Here is a 630-nt window from a genome sequence, read left to right as displayed (position 1 = left end):
GCCGCCCGCGCCCTCGCCGGAAGCCGCACCGACGCCGTCGCCCTGGTGATCCCCGAGACCGAGGCGCGCCTCTTCGCCGAGCCGTACTTCCTCGACATCATCCGCGGCGTCAGCGCCGAACTCGCCGACGCCGACAAGCAGCTGCTGCTCACCCTCATCCGCAGCGAACAGGAGCGGCAGCGCTTCGAGCAGTACCTCGCCGCCCAGCGCGTCGACGGCGTCCTCCTCGTCTCCGTGCACGGCGACGACCCGCTGCCCGACCAGGTCCGCGCCCTCGGCCTGCCCGCCGTCCTCAACGGCCGCCGCACCGAGGCCGAGCGCGTCGCCTTCGTCGACTCCGACAACACCGGCGCCGGGCGGGCGGCCGTCGCCCACCTCGCGGCGCGCGGCCGGAGCCGTATCGCCACCGTCACCGGACCCCTCGACATGTACGTGGCCCGCTGCCGGCTCGACGGCTACCGCGAGGGCCTCACGGAGGCCGGACTCGCACCCGACGAGGCGCTCGTCGCGAACGGCGACTTCACCGAGGAGGGCGGCCGGCGGGCCATGCGGGAACTCCTGGACCGCAGGCCCGACCTGGACGCCGTCTTCGCCGCCTCCGACGTGATGGCCGCCGGCGCGCGGAGCGTC

General features: G+C 75.4%; 1 protein-coding gene. It reads left to right on the top strand.

All coding sequences use genetic code 11. The annotated features are described in order from the left end of the window. Window positions 1-630 (top strand): LacI family DNA-binding transcriptional regulator (locus CCN56_RS41375; protein WP_143664861.1); only part of this gene is annotated, 630 nt, incomplete at both ends.

This window comes from Streptomyces sp. NRRL B-24572 (assembly GCF_002156145.1).
GTDB lineage: Bacteria > Actinomycetota > Actinomycetes > Streptomycetales > Streptomycetaceae > Streptomyces > Streptomyces vietnamensis.
The sequence above is the reverse complement of the archived record's forward strand: the minus strand, read 5'-3'. Positions and strand labels throughout refer to the sequence as shown.